The following is a 19,295-nucleotide window of genomic DNA, read 5'->3' as shown; positions in this document are numbered from 1 at the left end:
GCCACAGTGACCGTTTCGGGCCATGACGGAGGATCCCGCCATGGTCCCGCCATGGGGAGGGTCGCCGGGCTCAGGCGATGACGGTGGCCCGGAAGACCGTGCCCTCTCCGGACACTTCCGCCTTTTCGCCCGCCGGTACGAAGACGGACCGGCCGGGGCCGAGCGCGTGCTCGCCCGCCTGTACGGAACCCGCGGTGCACAGCAGGATCTGCGGGGTGGCGAGGGTGAGGTCGTGGACCGGGGCGCCCGCCACGAGGGCGTACCGGGAGAGGCGGAACTCGTCGATGGGGGTCTCGTAGACCTCCTCGCCGTCGGGGGACGCCTCGGGGCGCAGTACGCCCGGGTCGCTCGCCTCGAACCGGACGATCCGCAGGAGTTCGGGGACGTCGACGTGCTTGGGGGTGAGGCCGCAGCGCAGGACGTTGTCGGAGTTGGCCATGATCTCGACGCCGAGGCCGTTCAGATACGCGTGCGGGATGCCGGCGCCCAGGAACAGGGCCTCTCCCGGCTGCAGTTGAACGTAGTTGAGCAGCATCGCGGCGATGACGCCCGGGTCGCCCGGGTAGTGGTGGGCGAGATCGGCGTACGGGGCGTGGGCGCCGCCGAGCCGGGCGCAGGCCGCGGCCGCCTCGGTGACCGTGGCGGCCATCTGCTCGCGGTCCGCGGACAGCACGGCCGTCAACACCTCGCGCAGCGCCGCCTCCTCGGGGTGGGCGTGCAGCAGATCGACGTACGGCTTGAGGGAGTCGACCTCAAGGGCCGCGAGCAGGTCGGCGGCCTCCGCCGGGGCCCGGAATCCGCACAGGCCGTCGAACTCGGTGAGCGCGCAGATCAGTTCGGGCTTGTGGTTGGCGTCCTTGTAGTTGCGGTGCGGGGCGTCGATCGGGACACCCCGGCGCTCCTCGTCCTCGTACCCCTCCTTGGCCTGGGCGAGGTCGGGGTGCACCTGGAGGGAGAGGGGGGCGCCCGCGGCGAGGAGCTTGAGGAGGAACGGGAGGCGCGGGCCGAACTTGGCGACGGCCGCCGGGCCCAGCTCCTTCTCGGGAGCCTTGTCGATCACCTCGGTGAGCGGGCCGCGGGGGGTGCGCGAGGGCGCGCCGGGGTGGGCGCCCATCCACATCTCGGCCTGCGGCTCGCCGGTCGGCTCGGCGCCCAGGAGGCGCGGGATGGCCGTGGTGGAGCCCCAGGCGTAGGGGCGGATCGTGTTGTCGAGGCGGTCCATGCTCTGTTTTCTTCTCCGTACGTACGCTGCTCAGCGGGCGCTGGTCACCAGGCGTGGCTCAAGGTCAGGCTCCCGAGGCGAGCGCCAGGTAAACGGCGGCGAAATCCGTGATGGCGATCAGCTCGGCGAGGGTCTCCAGGTCGCCGCCGTCATCCGGTTCGAGTTCGCTGATCGGTGTGTCGTGGCTGAGGGCCAGTTCACGGGCGGCGGGGGCGGCGCTGAGGCCGCCGGTCGGCCGGTCGCGGAGGAGGACCACGCGCGCGTGCATGACCTGTGCCTCCTCGACGCGGTCGCGGAAGAAGTCGTCCGGGTCCGCGCCGGCGGCCAGCGCGCCCGAGAGCAGGACGCTGTGCGCGTCGAGCGCCTCGGGCAGCTCGGCGGCGAGCGCGGGGCGGCCCGCCAGCTCGGCCAGCGCGCCGACGAAACGGCGGCCGGCCGGGCCCGCGGACGTGCCCTCGGTCCAGATCACCGGGAGCGCCTCGGCCAGCTCGGCCGCGAGGGTCTTGGCGGGGTTGCTGTACGTCGCGATGGCCGGGCCGCAGCGCTCCGCGATCTGGTCGAGCCGGTCGGCGACCTTCTGCAGGGCCTCGGGCGGCGCGGTGACCAGACCGGTGCGGTCGAGGAGCGCGAGCAGCGGTGTGAGCAGCGCCCAGAGCACTCCGGGGGCGGACGCGGCTGAGGGCGCCCCCGGCTCGTAGGGGGCGGTCGCCATCTGTACGAAGAGGCCGTGGGCGCCGTCCACCGCCTCGGTCAGCGGGGAGCGGGCCGGGGCCACGGCGGCGACCGTGCAGCCGCGACGGTAGGCCTGCTCGACCAGGAGCGAGAGGCCGGGCTCGCTGCCGTCCGGGGTGGCGATCAGGATCAGGTCGACAGGGCCCGCCCAGCCGGGCAGCTCCCAGCGGAGTGCGCCCGCCGCCGGGGCCACGCCGGTGGGGGCCAGACGGATGACGGGGCAGCCCGCCCCGGCCAGGGTGCCGAGCAGGTCCGCGGCGCTGATCGCGGCGGCGCCGGGGCCCGCGATCAGGACGGCTCGCGGGCGGCCGTCCGGCTTGAGCTCGGGGATGCCCGCCTCGGCCGCGTGCCGGGCCGCCGTGCGGACTCGGGCGCCCGCTTCGGCGGCGCCGCGGAGCAGACCGCGGCGGTCTGCCTCCGCGAGGGCCTCGGGGGCGTCGAGCAGCGATTCGTCGAGCATGGGCGGCAGCCTCCGGTCGCCGGTTCTTCCTTGGGGCTCGGCCTTGCGGGTCGCCTGGGCGGCGGGCCCTTTGCGGGTCGCCTGGGGCGGCGGGCCCTGTGCGGTGGGCCTTGTGCGGGCCCTCTGCGGCCTATGCGGGGCGGCGGGCCTCGTCCACGAGGAGGACCGGGATGTCGTCCCGGACGGGGTAGGCCAGGCCGCAGTCCTGGCCGGTGCAGATCAGCTCGGTTTCCTGCTCCTTGAGGGGGGCGTGGCACGCCGGGCAGGCGAGGATCTCCAGGAGGCCGGCTTCGAGCGGCATGTCGGGTCCCTTCGGGGGCGGGGTCGTGCGGTGATGTGGCCTGGTCAGGGTACCGCTGTGGGGAGGGGTGGGCGTCGGGAGAGTTCGCCCCCGCCGCCCTTACCCATTCCCGTCCCTGACTCAGGGGCTCCGCCCCCGAACCCCCGCTCCTCAAACGCCGGAGAGGCTGACCAGTAGCCCGTCCGGCGTTTGAGGACGAGGCCGTTCAGGCCGAAGCGGGGGTCTGGGGGCGGCAGCCCCCAGGGACGGGACGGGTAGGGGCGGCGGGGGCGAAACCCCTTGGCCTCAGCCCCGGATGATCGCCAACGCCTCGTCCCGGACCTTCGTCATCGTCGGCTCGTCGCGGGCCTCCGCGTTCAGGCGGAGGAGGGGCTCCGTGTTGGACGGGCGGACGTTGAACCACCAGTCGGCGGCGGAGACGGTGAGGCCGTCGAGTTCATCGAGGGTGATGCCCTCGCGGCCCTCATAGGCGGCCTTGATCGCGGCCAGGCGGTCGGCCTGGTCGTCGACCGTGGAGTTGATCTCGCCGGAGCCGGCATAGCGGTCGTACTGGGCGACGAGGGCGGAGAGCGTGCCCTCCTGCCCACCGAGGGCGGCGAGAACGTGGAGGGCGGCGAGCATGCCCGTGTCCGCGTTCCAGAAGTCCTTGAAGTAGTAGTGCGCGGAGTGCTCGCCGCCGAAGATCGCGCCGGACGTGGCCATCTCCGCCTTGATGAAGGAGTGGCCCACGCGCGTGCGTACCGGCGTGCCGCCGTTCTCCCGGACGACCTCCGGGACCGACCAGGACGTGATCAGGTTGTGGATGACCGTGCCCTTGCCGCCGTTCCTGGCCAGCTCGCGGGCGGCGACCAGGGCCGTGATCGCGGACGGGGAGACGGGCTCGCCGCGCTCGTCGACGACGAAGCAGCGGTCCGCGTCGCCGTCGAAGGCGATGCCGAGGTCGGCGTCCTCCTCGCGGACGCGCTTCTGGAGGTCGACGATGTTCGCCGGGTCCAGCGGGTTCGCCTCGTGGTTCGGGAACGTGCCGTCCAGTTCGAAGTACATCGGGACGAGGCTCAGGGGCAGGCCGTCGAAGACGGTCGGGACGGTGTGCCCGCCCATGCCGTTGCCCGCGTCGACCACGACCTTCAGGGGGCGGATGGCGGTCAGGTCGACGAGGCCGCACAGATGCGCCGCGTAGTCGTCCAGGGTGTCACGCCGGGTGATCGTGCCCGGTGTCGCGTCCGACGTCGGGGCCCCGGAGTCGATCCAGGACTCGACCAGTTCGCGGATCTCCACGAGGCCGGTGTCCTGGCCGACCGGGGCGGCGCCCGCGCGGCACATCTTGATGCCGTTGTACTGCGCCGGGTTGTGCGAGGCCGTGAACATCGCGCCCGCGAGGCCGAACGCCCCCGACGCGTAGTACAGCTGGTCCGTCGAGCACAGCCCGATCTCGGTCACGTCGACGCCGCGCGCCGCCGCACCGCGCGCGAAGGCCCGCGAAAGACCGGGGGACGAGGGGCGCATGTCGTGCCCGGTCACGATCGCGTCGGCGCCCGTGACCTGCACGAAGGCCGCGCCGAACAGCTCGGCCAGCGTTTCGTCCCACTGGTCCGGGACCACCCCGCGTACGTCGTACGCCTTTACGAGCTGCGACAGATCAGCGGTCACGGCCAGCCTTCCTTGAGTCCTCAACGGTGGCCCCAAACTACCCGTACGCACTGACACTCGGCCGTGCGGTACCCGGGAGGGCACATACGGACATCGCGCACGGACCCCGCACGGACTTCGCAAGGCCTATGGAAGCATCCATTCCAGGACGGGCGAGCTCTGTCCGACGACGATCAGGCACATGACCAGCAGGAGTCCGAGGCTCCATGGGAGCACCTTGCGCAGCAGGTCTCCCTCGCGGCCGGCGAGGCCGACCGCCGCGCAGGCGATGGTGAGGTTCTGCGGCGAGATCATCTTGCCGAGGACGCCTCCGGAGCTGTTGGCGGCCGCGAGGAGCTCCGGGGAGAGCCCCGACTCGTGGGCCGCGGTGACCTGAAGGGCGCCGAAGAGCGCGTTGGCGGAGGTGTCCGATCCGGAGACCGCCACGCCGAACCAGCCCAGGACCGGTGACAGGAAGGCAAGTCCCGCGCCGGCCGCCGCCACGAAGTGGCCGATCGTGGCCGCCTGTCCGGAGAGGTTCATGACGTAGGCGAGCGCCAGCACGGACGTCACGGTGAGGATCGCGAACCTCAACTCGTGGACGGTGGCCGCCCATTCCCTGACCGCCACGCGCGCGTGCACCCCGAGTACGACGGCCGTGCACACCCCCGCGAGCAGGACGAGCGTGCCGCCCGTGGACACGATGGGCCAGGTGAAGAGGTTGCCGCCGACGGGGTCGCCGTCCGCGTTCGCGACGTTCAGGAACGGCCAGTCGAAGGTGCGGGTCGCCTTCGCCAACTGGTCCTTCACCACCGGGATCTGGGCGATGGAGAAGATCACGACGATCAGCGCGTACGGGGCGTACGCCCGCAGCACCTCGGGGCGCGGGTCCTCCTCGTCCAGGTCCTCGCTGCGTACGCCGGTCAGGACCGCGGCCCGTACGGGTTCGGGGGCGGGCTTGCGGGCGTGCGGGACCGCCATCAGCGCGCCCGCGCCGGCCAGGGCGGCCCCGATGTCGGCCAGTTGGGCGGAGACGTAGTTGGATGCGGCGAACTGGGCGACGGCGAAGGCGAATCCGCACGCCACGGCCGGGATCCAGGTCTCGCGCAGTCCGCGTCGCCCGTCGACCAGGAAGACGAGCACCAGGGGCACCACCAGGGCGAGCAGCGGAGTCTGACGGCCCACCACGGAGGCGACGGAATCCAGTGGCAGGCCCGTGACTTGAGCCAGTGTCACGACCGGGGTGCCCATCGCCCCGAAGGCGACCGGCGCGGTGTTGGCGACCAGCGCGACCACGGCGGCGCGGACGGGATCGAAGCCGAGCGCGACCAGCATGACCGAGCAGATCGCGACGGGCGCGCCGAAGCCCGCGAGGGCCTCAAGGAGCGCGCCGAAGCAGAACGCGACGACGAGCGCCTGGATGCGCGGGTCGTCGGAGAGCCGTCCGAACGAGCGGCGCAGGATGTCGAAGTGCCGGGTGCGGACGGTCATCCGGTACACCCAGAGGGCGTTGACGACGATCCACAGGATGGGGAAGAGGCCGAACACGGCTCCCTGGGCCGCGCTGGAGAGCGTCTGGCCGACGGGCATGCCGTACGCGAGCCAGGCGACCAGGGCCGCGGCCGCGAGGCCGATGAGGCCTGCCAGGTGCGCCTTCATCCGGACGCCGCCGAGCAGGACGAGGACGATGACGAGGGGCAGGGTCGCGACGAGTGCGGACAGGCCGAGCGAGTCGGCCACGGGCTCGAGTTCCTGGATGTACACGGAGCCTCCCCGGATTCCGCGATGCGGAAAGCGATTTCTCACGGGCGGGGGAATGGTCGTGTCCGCGACAAGCTCACGTCAATGGTCGTGCGCCACCGAGTGAAACGTGCACCGAATATGCACGGGGTGAAGTCCCGTTGGAGGGAAGGAGGTTCAGGAGTCCGGCGAGCGCAGCACCCGGAGGTGGCCACGGCGGGCGACCTCCATCGGGTCCGCGCCGCGGGCGTTGCCGCCGCCCGCCTGCGCGGCGCGCTCCTGCGGACGGGCCGCCTCACGCACGGCGTTGGCGAGCGCCTCCAGGTCGTCACCGCTGGGGCGGGAGGGGGCGGAGCCGTCGGCGAGCCGGACGACCTCCCAGCCACGCGGGGCGGTGAGGCGCTCGGAGTGCTCGGCGCACAGGTCGTAACAGTGGGGTTCGGCGTAGGTGGCGAGCGGGCCGAGGACCGCGGTCGAGTCGGCGTAGACGTACGTCAGCGTCGCGACGGCGGGACGGCCGCAAGCGGTGCGCGAACAGCGACGTACAGGGCTCACGACGTTGGACGGTACCGCACTCTTGAGCGGGCCGCGACGACTCCCCCCGGGGTCACTCCACCGTGTCGTGGTGTGACTCCTGACACAGGTGGTTCCTGGCGCGCCTTGTTGACCTGCGGGTACGGGTGTTGGCGAAATTTCGGACGGGTCCAGGAGTGGTCCCGAGTTGGTGCGAAAGCTGTCAATTGCCGTTATTTCTGTGGTCCTAGAGGCATATGGAAACGAGCCCAACCTTGGCTGGAATGGTCATCAAGTGGCATACGCGGTTGGTGAGTCGCTGCCGGTTGTGGGCGCTGGTCGCGCCGTGGGGCGGGAGCCGCGGGACGCCCCGGAGCCGCTCCCCCGAGGGGGTGAGCGTCGGTGGACACGTGCAGGCGGGGCAAGGGTCTGGGGACTACTCTTCGTCAGTGATGGACAACCCCGTACCGCCCCGTGCCGCCGAGCCCAGGCCCCGTCGTCGTGATCGACACGGGCGGGGGATGCGCGGCCCCGTGGCGCCGCCGCAGGTACCCCTCTCGGCGCCTCGGGCCGAGGTCTTCGCGGATCTGGTGCAGGACTCCGTGGAGCGGCTGGAGCGCCGCTGGCCGCAGCTCGCCGACATCGAGTTCCTGGTGCTGGAGGTACCCCGGCTCGACCCGGCGCGTGACGAGGGCTGGGCCGACGAGACGGTTCCCCTGGGCGGCACGATCCCGGCGCACGAGGGCCGGCCCTCCCGTGTCGTCGTCTACCGCCGCCCGGTCGAGATCCGCACCAAGGGGCGCGACGAGCGGGCCGCGCTCGTGCACGAGGTCGTGGTGGAGCAGGTCGCCGAGCTGCTGGGCCTGACTCCGGAGACGGTGGATCCCCGGTACGGGGAGGACTGACCGCACTTCCGGAGACGTGCGGCGTCCTACTTCTGCAGCACCGAGAGATCCTGCGCCGCGTCCGGTACCTCCACCGTTCCCCGGTCGTCCGGCAGCGTCTGCACCGTGAACATCGGTACACCGCCACTGGCCTCTTCGAGCATGCGCGCCGCATAGACGGGACCACCGGACTGCGGCTCGACCGTGATCGCGTACGTGCCCTTGAGCCCGCTGGGAACGGGCAGCTCGACGTTCTGGGTGGTGCCGCCCCTGATCGTGTACGTCTTCTCCGCGGCCGTGCCGCCGCCGCTGCCCGCGGACGCCGTGACCTTGACCTTCGCGGCCCGGCCCGGGGCCACCAGGGAGAGCGTGGAGCCCTTGGAGCGGTTGTCGGCGGCCGTCGCGCGCGTGTCCACCGGGCCGGTCGCCGGGATGAACGCCGTCTCCTGCTTGTCGCCCTTGCCGCGGACGACCTTGAGGGCCGCGACGACCGGCGTGGCCCGCCCGGTCGGCGTCAGCATCAGGGATCCCGCCTCGCCGCGCGTGACGTCACCGAGGTCGATGGCGGAGGTCATGCCGGCCTTGATGTGCAGCGTCTCGTTTCCGGCGGGGGTGATCGGCCCGTTCGGAGAGGCGAGCCGCACCTTCAGGTCGGCGTCGGCGTCACCGGGCGCGAAGGCGATCAGCCGTACGGATGTGGCGTCCTTCGGGATGCCCGGCAGGACGAGGCTGCCCGCGGGGTCGGTGGAGGGGCCCAGCCAGTCGCCGCCGAGCTTGTCGTCGATGGCCTGGACGCCGGCGGCGACCCGGCCGCTGCGGACCGTGACATGCACGGTGAGGTCGGTCTGCGGCTCGTCGATGAGCGTGGACAGCAGCACCGCCTCGCTGGAGCGCGGCGGGATCTGGATGCCCTCCCCCACCGTCGACTTGAGGGCGCCGTCCTTGCCGTACAGCTCGATGTCGGCGACCGCGGCGGAGTCGTCCGGGTTGGTCAGGTGCGCGTAGTCCGTGCGCTCCTTGGCGGTGCTGGCGCCCGGGAACCAGAACTCCGTGTCCGGAGCGGTGCAGTTGGTGCCGAGCAGGCCGCGGCCGCTGCCCGCCTCGATCTCCGTCGTCTGCTGGACGGTCCAGCCGGGCGCGAACCTGCCCTCGGCGGTGCCGACGAGCGGGGGCGACTCGGCGCCGGAGGCCTCGCCTGTGACCGGCTTGCCCGGCTCCTTCGGCGTCAGGACGGCCTTCTCCTTGCCGTCCTTGCCGCCCTTGCCGTCGTCCTTGTTCGTGTCGTCCTTGGAGCCGTCGGTACTGCCGTCGGCCGACTCCTCGCCCGCCGCCGTGAGTTCGGCCGCGCCGTCGTCACCGGTGCCCTCGGTGACGGGAGTGAAGGACGTGTACGCGGTCTCCGCGAGGTCCGAGGTGCTGGGAGCCGGGCAGAGCAGGCTGGTGCGCTCCACGGGCAGCTGGGCGGCCGCCTTCGCCGTGGCCGTGCCGGCGGTGTCCGGCTCGGACATCGAGGCGAATCCGGTGACGGCGGCGAGCGCGGTCACGCCGGCGATCAGGGACACGGTGGTGCGGTTCACTGCTGGCTCCCGTCGGGGCGCTCACTGTCGGTGCCGTGGGGCGGCTGCTGGTGCTGGTCCGGGTCGTACGCCGGGTCGTAGCCCTGGGAGTACGTCTGCGTCGGGTCGTACGCCGCGTTCCCCGTGCCGTAGGACGCGTACGGGTCGTACTGGCCCGTCTGGTACGGGTCCGCCTGGTACTGCTGCTGGTCGTAGGTGCCCGCCGGGTACTGCGGGGCGCCCTGGTACTGCTGCTCGCCGCCGTAGGTGCCGTACTCGGCGCCCGCGTACGTCGTCGTGTCCCACTCTCCGTAGGTCTGCTGCTGCGGGACCTGCGCGGCGACAGGGACCTCCTCCGAAGGAGGAGGAGTGGCGGAGGGGTCGTCGGGGGTGAACCCGTCGGGCCGGTCCGACTGTTCTGCCTCCGCCTGGGCGCGCAGCCTGCGGGCCCTGCGGCCCTCGCCGGAGACGGCCTGGGCGGGAACGACGGGCTCCTCGGGGAGGTCGTCGTCGACGTCACGGCGGCGGCCGGGCAGGGCGAGCACCACGAGGACGAGGGCGAGCGCGCCCTGCGCCCACAGCCAGCCGGTGTGGCTCATCGGGGCCTCGAACGTGACGTCCAGCCGGCCCGCGGTGGCGGGCAGCTCGAAGCCCTGCGCCCAGCCGTCGACCGTGGTCCTGGTGAGCGGCTTCCCGTCGAGGGTGGCCGTCCAGCCCTCGTCGGCGGTGTCCGCGAGGCGCAGGACGCGGCCGTCGGCACCGGCGGGGATCTTGGTGTGCAGTTCGACGGGCCCCGCCGCGATGGGCTGCGGCTCGCCGGAGTCGGGAACGATGGCCGCGCGCGCGACCTGCCGGTCGACGCGCCACAGGGCGCTGCCGTCCTGCTGGCTCAGCCGGCTCAGGCCGGGGGTGGCGTCCAGGACGCGGCTGACCTCGCGGGGCGCGCCGCCGCGCACGAGGACGTACCGCACGGCGAAGCCGCCGAGCTGGTCGGCCTGGTCGGCTCCGGAGCCCGCCACGAGGTTCGCGACGACCTTGTCGAGCGGCTTGTTCTCGCCGTCCGCCGCGGCCAGTTCGGCGTCGCCGAGGCGGGCGCCGGAGCCCCGGACGAGCATGTAGCCGACCTCGGCCGGCGAAGTGCTGTCCAGGACGAGGGTGCGGGCCTGGTCGCGGGTGCCGCTCTCCTCGGCGACGAACGCGGGCACCTGGACGGGATCGCGGCGCTCCAGGGGTCCGTCCGCGCCGCGGATCATCCACCCGGCGGCGACGAGCAGAGGCCCGGCGGCCGCGGCGAACGCGATGAGCACGGCGAGCGGCTGGCGCCAGCCGAAGCTCTGCTCGGCCACGCGCGAGCGGGCGCCGTCGGCACCGAGCGCGGCGGCGGCGAGGAACGCGAGCCCGTAGACGAGGGTGGCCGGTCCGGCCCAGGTGGAGCCGTTGGACAGGACGGCGAAGACGAGACCCACAAGGCCGGCCGCCCAGGCAGTCCAGATTCCCAACTGACGCTCTGTACGCATCAGCGCGGCCACGGCGGCGCACACGATGCCGATGAGCATCAGCCCGCTGACGGTCCCGGGGCCGCCCGGGCTGCCGCCCAGCAGGTCGAGCGCGGAGGCCGCCCCCGATCCGTACTCCATCCCGGCCTGCTGGAAGAAGCCGAACGGCAGCAGCGTCAGCGACCAGGGGGCGAGGACGAGCAGCGGGGTGCCGAGCTGGGCCAGGAAGCGCGGCCCGTAGGCGGGGATCTCGCCGCGGCGCACGACCAGCAGGGCGAGGCCCAGCACGAGCGCGATGGGCCACACGATGGGCGTGAAGGCGGTGGCGAGGGTCAGCAGCAGCGCGTACGCCCAGGTGGCGCGCCAGCTGCCGCGGGCCGTCTCCGAGGCGAGGCCACTGGCCGCGATGCCCGCGCGCGCGATGAGGGGCAGCAGCACGGCGAGCACGGCCGTGCCGATGCGGCCGCCCGCGAGCGCGCCGGTGGCGGCGGGCAGGAAGGCGTACGCCACGGACGCCCAGGCGCGCAGCAGGCGTGACTGGACGAGCGGCCGGGAGGCGAAGTACGCGGTGAAGCCGGCCAGCGGCACCGAACCGACCAGCAGCACGGTGACGGCGAGTCCGGTGGAGCCGAACAGCAGGCTCGCGAGCATCGCGACGAGTGCGAGATACGGCGGCGCGGACTGGGTGCCGCCGGCGCCGACCGGATGCCAGGCGTCCAGATAGCGCGACCACAGCTCGGAGGAGTCGGCCGGGGCGGGCAGCAGCGCGCCGCCCGAGAGCGCGCCGCCGCCGAGGAGCTCACGGCAGGCGACGAGCGAGATGAGGAGGAGTGCCACGAAGAGCATCGGTCCCGGCTTGCGGGCGACGCGCTTGAGGCGGGCGAACTGCTCGACCTCCAGGAAGTCGGCGTCGTCACCGCCGGGCCCGGACTCGACGGCGCTGCCGTGTCGTCCTGCCGCGTTCAGCTCCGGGTCGGAGCTGCCCGCGAGGCTGCCCGCGGCCTGTTCGATGGTGGCCCGCACGGTCGCGCCGGGCGGCGGGAACAGCGGGCGCAGTTCGCCCTTGTCGACCTGGGGGCGGCCGCGCCTGCGCCGGCCCGCGAGGATGCGCTCGGGGCGGAGCAGTGTCCCCAGGAGGCCGCGGATCTCGTCGACCGCCTGTCCCGGGACCTTGCCGACGAGGTACGCGACCGTGCGCAGCAGTGTGCCGAGGACGAGCCGTACGAGGATCCAGGGGAGCACCGCGCTGCGGCTGTTGACGAGGAGGGTGTAGACGGCGCCGGCCTTGTCGACCTTGTGCGGGGAGGCGGAGGTGCGGCCCACGCAGTCGACGGTGCGCCGCTCGCGGGAGGACGCCTCGGCGTGCCGCACGACCGCTTCCGGGGCGACGAGGACGCGGTGGCCCGCGGCCTGGGCGCGCCAGCACAGGTCGATGTCGTCGCGCATCAGGGGCAGCCGTCGGTCGAAGCCGCCCAGCTCCTCGAAGACGTCGCGGCGGATCAGCATGCCGGCGGTGGACACGGCGAGCACGGGCCTGACGTGGTCGTGCTGGCCCTGGTCCTGTTCGCGCCGGTCGAGGCCGGTCCAGCGACGGCCGCTGTGGGCGATGGTGACGCCGACTTCCAGGAGCTGTCTGCGGTCGTACCAGCCGCGGAGCTTCGGGCCGACGATCGCGACTTCCTTGCCGAGCTCCCGTTCGTTCTCCACGACCCGCAGCAGCTGTGCGAGTGCGTCGGCCTCGGGGGCGCAGTCGTCGTGCAGGAGCCACAGCCACTGCTCGGGCTCGCCGTGGGGCAGTTCCGGCATGTCGTACGCGTCGTCGCGCCAGGTGCGGGTGACCGGGTCCCAGCCGCTGGGGCGCTTGAGGTACGGCAGGTCGTCCGGGGTCAGCACGCCGGCCGTGCGGGCGGCCTCCTCGACGGCCTGGCCGAAGCCGGTGCGCCGGGCGAGGTGCAGCACCCGGTCGGCGCCGAGGGCGTCGGTGACCAGGCGGGCGGAGTCGTCCGCGCTGCCGGTGTCGGCCGCCACGGCGTTCTGTACGGGGCGTTCCTGACCGAGCAGCCCGGCGAGGGCGTCGGGGAGCCAGCGGGCACCGTCGTGCGAGACGAGCACTGCGGTGACCACGTGCCGTGGGAACTCGGGCGTGGCAGTGTCGTACTGACCTGCCGAATGGCTGTGCACGGACATCGAGGTACGGGCCCCGGTTCGATGGACTGCGGTGGACGCCTGTGCCCCCAGAGGACAGCGGGGCGTCTCGGACGGAGGCCCACACTAACGGCTGGGCAGCAGAGCGGCCCGCCGCCTGTGGATAACCCACCTGCGACGGGCCGTTCGTTACGTATCGGAACGTAGGGGTGTGCGCCGTTCGGTCGGGCGGCGCGCAGCCGGCGATCAGGTCGCGATCAAGCCACGATCAGACGGCGGCCTTCTTCAGACGGCGCCGTTCACGCTCGGACAGGCCGCCCCAGATGCCGAAACGTTCGTCGTTGGCGAGCGCGTATTCGAGGCACTCGGAGCGGACCTCGCAGGCGAGGCAGACCTTCTTGGCCTCGCGGGTGGAGCCGCCCTTCTCGGGGAAAAAGGACTCGGGGTCGGTCTGCGCGCAGAGCGCCCGCTCCTGCCAGCCGAGCTCCTCTTCGGCCTCGTCGACCAGCAGTTCCTGAAACAGCTCGGTCATGTGCGCCCCTCGTCCGTCTCGCGTCCCCGTGATGCTGCCGTTACCGATTTCGGCTGAACGACACGAGTGAAATTACAAGTGTGCCGATCCGGGCCAGTCAAGCCGAGATCTGCTATTGGGCCCCTTATTCACTCTGCGGAACCAAGGCTTTGCGGAAAGTGTTCAAATCGGCATAAACCCTGACAGCCGAATAGGGACCCGGCCGGGCTCCGTCTCCGTGCAGGACCTGTACGAAGAAGGACGCTCAGAAGTTCGATCTCGTTCCTGTGCGAACGACGAAGCGAACCGGATCACATGTGGATCACACGGATGCCCTATGGATCACGGGATCGCGACGAGGTTCGTGCGCCCGGTTGTGCGCCATGTGTCCTCGCGAGCTCCTGCACAAACCTTTCGCCACAGAGATGAACCGGATGAGGTGAAACATCGCCCACATACCGGACATCAAGTTGACAGTGTGAGTGTGAACCGGTGTCCTAGTGGGCATGCTCGCGAACCTGGCATTCACCTCGACCCGCACCGCCGGGTCCCTCGGTGCTGCCCACGCTCGCTGTAGCTGTTGCTGTCGCAGCTGTTGAGCCAACCGCGCTCCGGCTGCCGCCGGGTCCCCTGACCAAGACCCGGCTGCTGGTCCCCTCGCCCGTACCAAGGGCACACCTCATGCCCGCGACCCGGGCGGACGGTACGTGACACCCCAGTCCTCCAGCACTCTCTTCCGCCGAGGAACCCACCGCACCCATGAACAGCGACAGCGACCTCCAGATCGCCGGCGACATCCTCGAAGTACCGCACCTCCTCCAGGCACCGCGCGAGCACCCGGCCACGGTGGCCGACTTCGTCGGTCTCGCCCGCTCCATCGCGGCCGACCGCTCCCAGTGGGAGCACCTCGTCGAGTACGACGCGACCTCCCGCTGGTACCACCGGCTGCGCACCGGGCCCGGCTACGAGGTGTGGCTGCTCTCCTGGGTTCCCGGACAGGGCAGCGGGCTGCACGACCACGGCCGCTCCTCCGGCGTACTCACCGTTCTGGAGGGCGCGTTGACCGAGCGCACCGAGCGGGGCACGCGCGCGTTGGGCGCGGGCGCCCAGCGTGTGTTCGCGCCCGGGTACGTGCACGAGGTCGTCAACGACTCGCTCGATCCGGCCATAAGCCTGCACGTGTACTACCCCGGGTTGACGGAGATGCCGATGCACGCGGTGCGGTGCGCGGCGGAGTCGGGGACTGTGGCCGAGGTCTCGTAACCGGCTGACGCGTTGTCGTAGCCGCCTGCAAGACTGAATGCATGCGCATTGTGGTTCTGGCAGGCGGCATCGGTGGTGCCCGGTTCCTGCGTGGTCTCAAGCAGGCCGCGCCGGACGCGGACGTCACGGTCATCGGCAACACCGGGGACGACATCCACCTCTTCGGGCTGAAGGTCTGCCCGGACCTCGACACGGTGATGTACACACTCGGCGGCGGTATCAACGAGGAGCAGGGCTGGGGGCGGACCGACGAGACCTTCCACGTCAAGGAGGAGCTCGCGGCGTACGGGGTCGGGCCCGAGTGGTTCGGGCTCGGCGACCGGGACTTCGCGACACACATCGTGCGGACGCAGATGCTGGGCGCCGGATATCCCCTCAGCGCCGTCACCGAGGCGCTCTGCGACCGGTGGCAGCCGGGCGTCCGGCTGATCCCCATGTCCGACGACCGCGTCGAGACCCATGTGGCCGTCGAGATCGACGGCGAGCGCAAGGCCATCCACTTCCAGGAGTACTGGGTGCGGCTGCGGGCCTCCGTGGACGCGTACGCGGTGGTGCCCGTCGGCGCCGACCAGGCCAAGCCGGCGCCCGGAGTGCTGGAGGCGATCGCCTCGGCCGACGTGATCCTCTTCCCGCCGTCCAACCCGGTCGTGTCCGTCGGCACCATTCTCGCCGTGCCCGGTATCCGGGAGGCCATCGCCGAGGCGGGTGTCCCGGTGGTCGGCCTCTCCCCCATCGTCGGTGACGCACCCGTGCGCGGCATGGCCGACAAGGTCCTCTCGGCCGTCGGCGTCGAGTCCACGGCCGCCGCGGTCGCCGAGCACTACGGCTCGGGACTGCTCGACGGCTGGCTCGTCGACACCGTGGACGCCGGGACCGTGGAGCAGGTCGCCGCCGCCGGCATCCGGTGCCGGGCCGTGCCCCTGATGATGACCGACCTGGCCGCGACGGCCGAGATGGCCCGTCAGGCGCTGGCGCTGGCGGAGGAGGTGCGGGGCGCTTGAGCGACGACGATTCCGGGAGCGCCGAGTTCGGCAGCGAAGGGTTCGGGAGTACGGGGCACATGAGCGGCGGGTTTTCCGCGAGTCCGGTTCCGGCCGGGGACGAAGGGCTGCCGTCCGGTGTGCCCGGCTTCCGGGTCTGGGCCCTGCCCGGACTGCCCGAGGTACGGCCGGGGGACGATCTCGCCAAGCTGATCGCCGGCGCCGAGCCGGGCCTGGTCGACGGGGACGTGCTGCTGGTCACCTCGAAGATCGTGTCCAAGGCCGAGGGGCGGATCGTCGAGGCGGCGGACCGGGAAGCCGCGATCGACGCCGAGACCGTGCGGGTCGTCGCACGGCGCGGGCCGCTGCGGATCGTGGAGAACCGGCAGGGGCTCATCATGGCCGCCGCCGGTGTCGACGCCTCCAACACCCCCTCCGGGACCGTGCTGTTGCTGCCCGAGGACTCGGACGCCTCCGCGCGCGCGATCCGCGACGGGCTGCGGGACGCGCTCGGGGTCGAGGTCGGGGTCGTCGTCACGGACACGTTCGGGCGGCCCTGGCGGACCGGCCTCACCGATGTCGCCATCGGGGCCGCCGGAGTGCGCGCACTCGACGATCTGCGGGGCGGCACGGACGCGCACGGGAACCCGCTCAGCGCCACCGTCGTCGCCACCGCCGACGAGCTCGCCTCCGCCGGCGACCTGGTCAAGGGCAAGGCGGCCGGACTGCCCGTCGCGGTCGTGCGCGGACTGTCCCACGTGGTGGGCACACACGGCGACGACGGCAAGGACGAAGGGACGCGAGGCATGGTCCGGGGCGCGCGCGACGACATGTTCCGGCTCGGCACCTCCGAGGCCGTCCGGGAGGCCGTCACCCAGCGGCGTACCGTCCGGGCCTTCACCGACGAGCCCGTCGACCCCGATGCCGTACGGCGTGCGGTGGCCGCCGCCGTGACCGCGCCCGCGCCGCATCACACGACGCCCTGGAGATTCGTACTCCTGGAGTCGGCCGAGTCGCGGACGCGGCTGCTCGACGCCATGCGGGACGCCTGGGTCGCCGATCTGGAGCGGGACGGGAAGAGCGCGGAGTCCATCGCCAAGCGGGTGCGGCGCGGGGACGTGCTGCGGGGCGCGCCGTATCTGGTCGTGCCGTGTCTCGTCATGGACGGATCGCATACGTACGGCGACGAGCGGCGTGACGGGGCCGAGCGGGAGATGTTCGTGGTCGCCGCGGGCGCCGGGGTGCAGAACTTCCTCGTCGCGCTCGCCGGGGAGCGGCTCGGGTCCGCGTGGGTGTCGTCGACGATGTTCTGCCGCGAGGTCGTGCGGGACGTGCTCGGGCTCCCGGAGGGATGGGATCCCATGGGGGCCGTCGCGGTCGGGCACGCGGCGGAGGAGCCGAAGGCTCGGCCCGAGCGGGATGCGGGGGCGTTCATCGAGGTGCGTTGAGCGCCGACGTTCACATCGCCCCCGGTTCGTACGGCATCCTCGTACGGCATGACCGAGCTCCCCAAGCCCTAGGACCTCATTCGTGGCCGGACGTTTTGATCCTCGGCCGACGCGTACGACCGTGCGCGGCGGGCATGTCGTCGTGCCCGGGCAGGCTCGGGCGGACCGGTCGGGCGGAGTCTCGGGCGGACTCGGCGGGCGTACGCGGAGCTGGGTGCCGCCGTGGCCGCTGGATCTCGGGCTCGTGCTCGGGCCGTTGCGGCGGGGGCCCGCCGATCCGACCTTCCGTACGACGCCCGACGGGGCCGTGTGGCGGGCCAGTCTCACGCCGGTCGGGCCCGGGACCCTGCGGGTGTCCGTGCGTGCCGGTGCCGTCGAAGGGGAGGCCTGGGGGCCCGGGGCCGATTGGTTGCTGGAGCAGCTGCCTCGGATGCTCGGGGAGTCGGACGATCCCGACGCCTTCGAGCCGCGGCATCGGCTCGTGGCGGTGACTCGGCATCGGCGGCCCGGGTTGCGGCTGACGCGTACCGGGCTGGTGCTGGAGTCGTTGATCCCGTCGATTCTCGAACAGAAGGTGACGACGGACGAGGCGTATCGGGCCTGGCGGTTGCTCGTGCGGAAGTACGGGGTGCCGGCGCCCGGGCCCGGGCCTCTGGTGGGTCGGGGCGGGGGGATGTTCGTGATGCCCGAGCCTCGGGTCTGGGCGTTGATTCCCTCGTGGGAGTGGCATCGGGCGGGGGTCGACAACAAGCGGGCGTCGACGATTCTGCGGGTCGTGCGGGTGGCTCGGCGGATGGAGGAGGCGGTGGGGTTCGAGGTGGGGCGGGCCCAGGAGCGGCTTGAGGTGGTGGCGGGGGTGGGGCCGTGGACCTCGGCGGAGGTTGTGCAGCGGAGTCATGGGGCGGCGGATGCGGTGACGGTCGGGGACCTGCACCTTCCTGGGATCGTGGGGTATGCGTTGGCCGGGGACCGGGATGCGGATGATGCCGTGATGTTGTCGTTGCTTGAGCCCTATGCGGGGCAGCGGCATCGGGCTGCTCGGCTCATTTTGTTGAGTGGGCGTACGCCGGGGCGGCGTCAGCCGCGGATGCCTCGGGGGGATATTGGGCGGCTTTGAGTTTTTTCGCCCCCGCCGCCCCTACCCATTCCCGTCCCTTTTCAGGGGCTCCGCCCCCGAACCCCCGTATCGCGCTCCGCGCTCGTCCTCAAACGCCGGACGGGCTGGGTGGTGTGAGCCTGCGCCAGTTTGTTTGCGCAGGCTCTGGCTCCCCCCTTGGTCAAGCCCTTGGTCGAGTCGGTGTTACTGGTCCGACGAGAAGCGGAGTGCTGCGGCTGGGATTTGGGCGTCGCACCAGATGCGTACGCCTTCTCGGAGTTCGTTGTCGGGGCCTACCGAGGCGCCGTCGCCGATGACTGCTCCGGTGAGGATCGAGCGGGCGCCGACGTGGGCGCGGGCGCCGATCAGGGAGTCGGTGATGACCGCGCCGGGGGCGATGACCGCGCCGTCCAGGATCGTGCTGCCGGAGATGCGGGCGCCCTCGCCGACCGTGGCGCCGTGGCCGACGACGGTGCCGCCGGTCAGTTTGGCGTCGGAGGCGACCGTGGCCGACGGGAGGACCAGGCGGTCGCCGCAGCGGCCCGGGACGGCCGGGGACGGGGCGCGGCCGAGAACCAGGTCGGCCGAGCCGCGAACGAAGGCCCCCGGAGTGCCCAGGTCCAGCCAGTAGGTCGAGTCGACCATTCCCTGGAGGTGGGCGCCCGAGGCAAGGAGCTCCGGGAACGTCTCCCGTTCGACCGAGACCGGGCGGCCCACCGGGATCGCGTCGATCACCGAGCGGCGGAAGACGTACGCCCCCGCGTTGATCTGGTCGGTGACGATCTCCTCGGGGGTCTGGGGTTTCTCCAGGAACGCCTGGACCCGGCCCGACGAGTCCGTGGGGACCAGTCCGTACGCCCTAGGGTCCGTCACCCTCGTCAGGTGCAGGGAGACGTCCGCGCCCGAGGACCGGTGGGTGCTGATCAGGGCCGGGATGTCCAGGCCCGTCAGGATGTCCCCGTTGAAGATCAGGACCGGGTCGTCGGGGCCCGATCTCAGCCGGGAGGCCACGTTCCGGATGGCGCCGCCGGTGCCGAGGGGCTCCTCCTCGGTGACGTACTCGATGTGGAGCCCCAGCGACGAGCCGTCGCCGAAGTGGGGCTCGAAGACCTCGGCCAGATAGGACGTGGCGAGCACGATGTGCTCGACCCCCGCCGCTCTCGCCCGTGCCAGCTGGTGCGTGAGGAACGGTACCCCGGCCGCCGGAACCATCGGCTTCGGCGTGTGCACCGTGAGGGGGCGCAGCCGTGTGCCCTTGCCGCCGACCAGGAGGATCGCTTCTGTCACCTGTCGTCTCTGCTTCCTGATGGGGCCGGTCG

15 protein-coding genes are annotated in these 19,295 nt (G+C 72.2%); 5 read left to right on the top strand and 10 right to left on the bottom strand.

Annotated elements, in window-relative coordinates; genetic code table 11:
* Window positions 1-70: 70 nt before the first annotated feature.
* The 6 genes from manA to JEQ17_RS28370 all read right to left on the bottom strand — a co-directional run bounded on the left by manA (window position 71) and on the right by JEQ17_RS28370 (window position 6,639).
* Window positions 71-1,222 (bottom strand): mannose-6-phosphate isomerase, class I, encoded by a 1,152-nt coding sequence (manA, locus tag JEQ17_RS28395; protein WP_200397814.1) that lies wholly within the window; start codon window positions 1,220-1,222, stop codon window positions 71-73.
* Window positions 1,223-1,286: 64 nt separating this feature from the next.
* Window positions 1,287-2,414 (bottom strand): SIS domain-containing protein, encoded by a 1,128-nt coding sequence (locus JEQ17_RS28390; protein ID WP_200397813.1) that lies wholly within the window; start codon window positions 2,412-2,414, stop codon window positions 1,287-1,289.
* 130 nt (window positions 2,415-2,544) lie between these two features.
* Window positions 2,545-2,715, bottom strand: coding sequence for a Trm112 family protein (locus tag JEQ17_RS28385; RefSeq protein WP_079053628.1), 171 nt, complete (start codon window positions 2,713-2,715; stop codon window positions 2,545-2,547).
* A 285-nt stretch (window positions 2,716-3,000) separates the two neighbouring features.
* Window positions 3,001-4,365, bottom strand: coding sequence for a phosphomannomutase/phosphoglucomutase (locus tag JEQ17_RS28380; RefSeq protein WP_200397812.1), 1,365 nt, complete (start codon window positions 4,363-4,365; stop codon window positions 3,001-3,003).
* A gap of 126 nt (window positions 4,366-4,491) precedes the next feature.
* Window positions 4,492-6,108 (bottom strand): L-lactate permease, encoded by a 1,617-nt coding sequence (locus JEQ17_RS28375; protein ID WP_200397811.1) that lies wholly within the window; start codon window positions 6,106-6,108, stop codon window positions 4,492-4,494.
* 153 nt (window positions 6,109-6,261) lie between these two features.
* Window positions 6,262-6,639, bottom strand: coding sequence for a DUF3499 domain-containing protein (locus tag JEQ17_RS28370; protein WP_200397810.1), 378 nt, complete (start codon window positions 6,637-6,639; stop codon window positions 6,262-6,264).
* Between the two features lie 410 nt (window positions 6,640-7,049).
* Here JEQ17_RS28370 and JEQ17_RS28365 point away from each other — a divergent pair, with 410 nt between their 5' ends.
* The gene (locus JEQ17_RS28365; RefSeq protein WP_200401764.1) at window positions 7,050-7,502 is read left to right on the top strand and encodes a metallopeptidase family protein; all 453 of its coding nucleotides are present in this window, start codon (window positions 7,050-7,052) and stop codon (window positions 7,500-7,502) included.
* Window positions 7,503-7,528: 26 nt separating this feature from the next.
* Here the strand turns inward: JEQ17_RS28365 and JEQ17_RS28360 are convergent, their stop codons facing one another.
* From JEQ17_RS28360 to JEQ17_RS28350, 3 genes are all read right to left on the bottom strand, one after another.
* Window positions 7,529-9,058 carry a DUF5719 family protein gene (locus JEQ17_RS28360; RefSeq protein WP_200397809.1) on the bottom strand — a complete coding sequence of 510 codons (1,530 nt, stop codon included), beginning with the start codon at window positions 9,056-9,058 and terminating at the stop codon, window positions 7,529-7,531.
* Window positions 9,055-12,720, bottom strand: coding sequence for a glycosyltransferase family 2 protein (locus JEQ17_RS28355; protein WP_200397808.1), 3,666 nt, complete (start codon window positions 12,718-12,720; stop codon window positions 9,055-9,057). The genes JEQ17_RS28360 and JEQ17_RS28355 overlap by 4 nt, the downstream gene beginning before the upstream one ends.
* 226 nt (window positions 12,721-12,946) lie before the next feature.
* Window positions 12,947-13,210 (bottom strand): WhiB family transcriptional regulator, encoded by a 264-nt coding sequence (locus JEQ17_RS28350; RefSeq protein ID WP_053723761.1) that lies wholly within the window; start codon window positions 13,208-13,210, stop codon window positions 12,947-12,949.
* A 738-nt stretch (window positions 13,211-13,948) separates the two neighbouring features.
* Here JEQ17_RS28350 and JEQ17_RS28345 point away from each other — a divergent pair.
* From JEQ17_RS28345 to JEQ17_RS28330, 4 genes are all read left to right on the top strand, one after another.
* Window positions 13,949-14,452 (top strand): cysteine dioxygenase, encoded by a 504-nt coding sequence (locus JEQ17_RS28345; protein ID WP_189845020.1) that lies wholly within the window; start codon window positions 13,949-13,951, stop codon window positions 14,450-14,452.
* A 41-nt stretch (window positions 14,453-14,493) separates the two neighbouring features.
* Window positions 14,494-15,453 carry a 2-phospho-L-lactate transferase gene (cofD, locus tag JEQ17_RS28340; RefSeq protein WP_200397807.1) on the top strand — a complete coding sequence of 320 codons (960 nt, stop codon included), beginning with the start codon at window positions 14,494-14,496 and terminating at the stop codon, window positions 15,451-15,453.
* Between the two features lie 59 nt (window positions 15,454-15,512).
* Window positions 15,513-16,880: a coenzyme F420-0:L-glutamate ligase gene (locus JEQ17_RS28335; RefSeq protein WP_407700164.1), complete on the top strand. Its 1,368-nt coding sequence runs from the start codon at window positions 15,513-15,515 to the stop codon at window positions 16,878-16,880.
* Window positions 16,881-16,962: 82 nt separating this feature from the next.
* Complete coding sequence (locus tag JEQ17_RS28330; RefSeq protein WP_200397806.1) at window positions 16,963-17,997, top strand: DNA-3-methyladenine glycosylase family protein; 1,035 nt, start codon at window positions 16,963-16,965, stop codon at window positions 17,995-17,997.
* 183 nt (window positions 17,998-18,180) lie between these two features.
* Here the strand turns inward: JEQ17_RS28330 and manB are convergent, their stop codons facing one another.
* Window positions 18,181-19,263: a mannose-1-phosphate guanylyltransferase gene (gene manB, locus JEQ17_RS28325; RefSeq protein WP_200397805.1), complete on the bottom strand. Its 1,083-nt coding sequence runs from the start codon at window positions 19,261-19,263 to the stop codon at window positions 18,181-18,183.
* Window positions 19,264-19,295 lie beyond the last annotated feature (32 nt).

Source organism: Streptomyces liliifuscus, assembly GCF_016598615.1.
Taxonomy (GTDB): Bacteria; Actinomycetota; Actinomycetes; order Streptomycetales; family Streptomycetaceae; genus Streptomyces; species Streptomyces liliifuscus.
This window is presented reverse-complemented; position numbering and strand designations above follow the sequence as displayed.